General features: G+C 68.1%; 2 protein-coding genes and 2 pseudogenes. All 4 read right to left on the reverse strand.

Annotation, left to right across the window (positions count from 1 at the left end; genetic code table 11):
• Positions 1 to 257: pseudogene (locus tag JCM9942_RS13440) on the reverse strand (hypothetical protein); the annotation flags it as partial.
• Positions 258 to 316: 59 nt separating this feature from the next.
• Positions 317 to 1,539 (reverse strand): annotated as a pseudogene (locus JCM9942_RS13445) (DUF445 domain-containing protein).
• 69 nt (positions 1,540 to 1,608) lie between these two features.
• Positions 1,609 to 2,034 carry a hypothetical protein gene (locus JCM9942_RS13450; protein WP_054660296.1) on the reverse strand — a complete coding sequence of 142 codons (426 nt, stop codon included), beginning with the start codon at positions 2,032 to 2,034 and terminating at the stop codon, positions 1,609 to 1,611.
• Positions 2,031 to 2,675, reverse strand: a complete 645-nt coding sequence (locus tag JCM9942_RS13455; RefSeq protein WP_054660298.1) for a DUF5671 domain-containing protein — start codon at positions 2,673 to 2,675, stop codon at positions 2,031 to 2,033. The genes JCM9942_RS13450 and JCM9942_RS13455 overlap by 4 nt, the downstream gene beginning before the upstream one ends.
• Positions 2,676 to 2,799: the final 124 nt, after the last annotated feature.

Here is a 2,799-nt window from a genome sequence, read left to right on the forward strand (position 1 = left end):
CTGGCCGGCTGGCCACGGCCGGCGTCGGCCTGCATGCGCGCCCGGGCGCGGCGCAGCATTTCCTCGTTGCGGTAGCGTTCCTCGTACGTCAGGCGCGGATCGCCCACCACCTTGCGGCTGACGCCGGTGTCCTGCTCGATCGGGCAGGGCAGTGACTGGTAGATGGTTTCGCTGCCCTTGAGGCACTTGTAGACACGTTGTGCGCAGGCGTCGCCAGCCAGTGCGCAGATGGACAATGCCAGCAGTTTACGTTTCATCGATCCCCCCGGAGTGGGCGGAGCTTACTGCATGCCGGCAGATGCCGCAGCAGCCGGTCTCAGAAACGCAGCCAGCCGGTCAAGGCATGCAGCAGCAGGCCGATCAGGCCGCCGACCAGGGTGCCGTTGAAGCGGATGTACTGCAGGTCGCGTCCGACGCTCAGTTCCAGCTGTTCGACCAGTTTTTCCTCATCCCAGCCTTTCACTGTCTGGGCGATATGGGTGGTGACGCCGGCACGCAGGCGTTGGTGAGTTTCCCGGCGCCGGCCAGCATGTGCTGGTTGAGCGCATCGCGCAGCGCCGGATCGCGACTGATGGCGGCGCCGAGCTGGCCGAGGCTGCGCTCCAGATGGCCGGCCAGCGCCGAATCCTCGCGCGCCAGATCCTCGCGCAGGAAGCCGTGCACGCGCTGCCACAGACCCTGCACATAGTCCTGCAGCGCCGGGTGGTCGAGCATCTGCTGCTTGAGCGCGTCGACCCTGTTGGCCAGCGCGGGATCTTCGCGCAGCCGGCGCATGTAATCGCCCAGCCAGCGCGCATAGTCCTGCCGCAGCGGATGCTCCGGCTGCGACAGCACCGCCTGCAGTTCTTCCAGCGCCGCGCAGGCCAGGCGGTCGGCCAGCGAGTCGCCGATCTCGTCGACCGGTTTGACCCAGTCCACGGTGCTGGCCAACTTGGGCCACTCCTTGCGGATGTAACGCACGATCAGCGCCGAGGCCTGCTGGCGCACGCTGTCGGTGTCCAGCCAGGTGCCGATGCGGGTGAGGCCTTCGTCGAGCACGCGCTGGTGGCGGTTGTCGGCGGTGAGCAGGCCCAGCAGATCGCCGGCCGTGGCCGCCGCGTTCCACTGCCGCAACTGCTGGACCACAAAGCCCTGGATGGAGCGACGCACGGCGGCCTCGTCCAGCAGATCCAGCGCCTGTACCGCCCAGCCGCGCGCCATCCCGGCCAGCATCCTGGCCTGCGCCGGTTGCGACAGCCACTCGCCCAGACGGGTGGCAGGATCGAATACTTTCAGCTTGGCCAGCAGGGCCTGCGGCTCGAGGAAATGGTCGCGCACGAATACCGCCAGGCTGTCGGCGATGCGCTCCTTGTTGCGGGGGATGATCGCCGTGTGCGGGATCGGCAGGTTCAACGGCCGCCGGAACAGCGCCACCACCGCGAACCAGTCGGCCAGTGCGCCGACCGTGGCCGCTTCGCAGAACGCCCCGACCCACGCCCAGATGCCACGCTCGTCATTGAGATGACTGACGATGAAGCCGGCCAGCATCGCCAGCAGCATCGCCAGCGCATAGGCCTTCAGGCGCCGTAGCTGCGCACGGCGCGGATCGCACGGCGTGTTCACCGCCGCTCAGTCCTCATCTTGGAGCGAACGCCGGTAGCAGTGCTCACCGGACGGGTGGTTCCATGCGTTGAAGGCGGTGCCACGGCGCAGGCCGACATTGCTGGCGGTGGCGAAGCGGGCGCACAGTTCGAAGTGGCTCTCATCCAGGCGGCGGTAGCGGTAGTCCGGCCCGCCCTGCGGGTCGGACAGGTTCAGCGCCATACCCGGCTGTGCGGCAAGCGCTGCCAGATCCGATGGCAGCTGGTCGTGGCTTTGCCGGTAGCTGCGGATGGCGCTGTCGAGATTGCGCAGATCCTGTACGCGACTGTCATCGAGGCGTTGCAGGCGCTGTTGCGCGGGGGAGTCGATGATCCACACGCCGGCGGCCACGGCCAGCGCGGTGACGATGCCGGCGGCCCACAGCAGGCGGCTGCCCCAGTTGCCATGGCTCATGGTGTGGCCTCCTCGCGGCGCAGGTCCCACAGGTACCAGCCGAACACGGTACCGGCCAGCACGCCGACCACCAGCACCTTCAGGCCGAAGCGCAGGCTCAGCTCGCCGCCCAGCACGTTGTAGACCAGCGTGGTGAGGTCGCCGATCAGCACGGTGGCGGCGATAAACAGGGTCAGGTAGGTCAGCCAGCAGCGGACCGGTGACAGCCGCTTGATCGGATGCCGGGTCACGTCGCGGCTGATCCGCTGCGACAGAAAGGCAAATACCGGGAAGCTGATTACCAGCGCTGAGACCGACCAGCGGATCGCCGGGCCCAGTCGCAGCACTTGCCACTGGGCATCGGCCGGGTCGGGCAGGGCGTGTTCGATCAGCTTGAACAGCAGGCTGCCCAGGTTCCATGCGAAGAAATACAGCGTGCTGAACAGCAACAGATAGACGAAAGCCTCCCGTGCCGACAGTGAGGCACGGGGGCGCGGCACCGGCAGGGGAATGTCCACCTCGGCCCAGCTGTCCAGTGCGCCACGGGCCTGTTCGCTGCTCCAGCCGGCCGCCAGCAGCGCCTGGCTGACCTGCTGGCGGGTATGCCCGCGGATCAGGGCGTCGCGGACGAACGATTCAAGTTCAGGGGAAGCCGATGCCATCGCGAGCTCCTTGCAGGGCGTGGCCGCAGCGTAGGGCGCGCGGGCGGGGTGATCAAGCGTCGGCGTCTTCGGCCGCTGCATCGCTACGCTGGGCTGCAACGCGGGCGCGCAGTGGCGTCCGCTC

The sequence above is a fragment of the Stenotrophomonas pictorum JCM 9942 genome (assembly GCF_001310775.1).
Lineage (GTDB): Bacteria > Pseudomonadota > Gammaproteobacteria > Xanthomonadales > Xanthomonadaceae > Stenotrophomonas > Stenotrophomonas pictorum.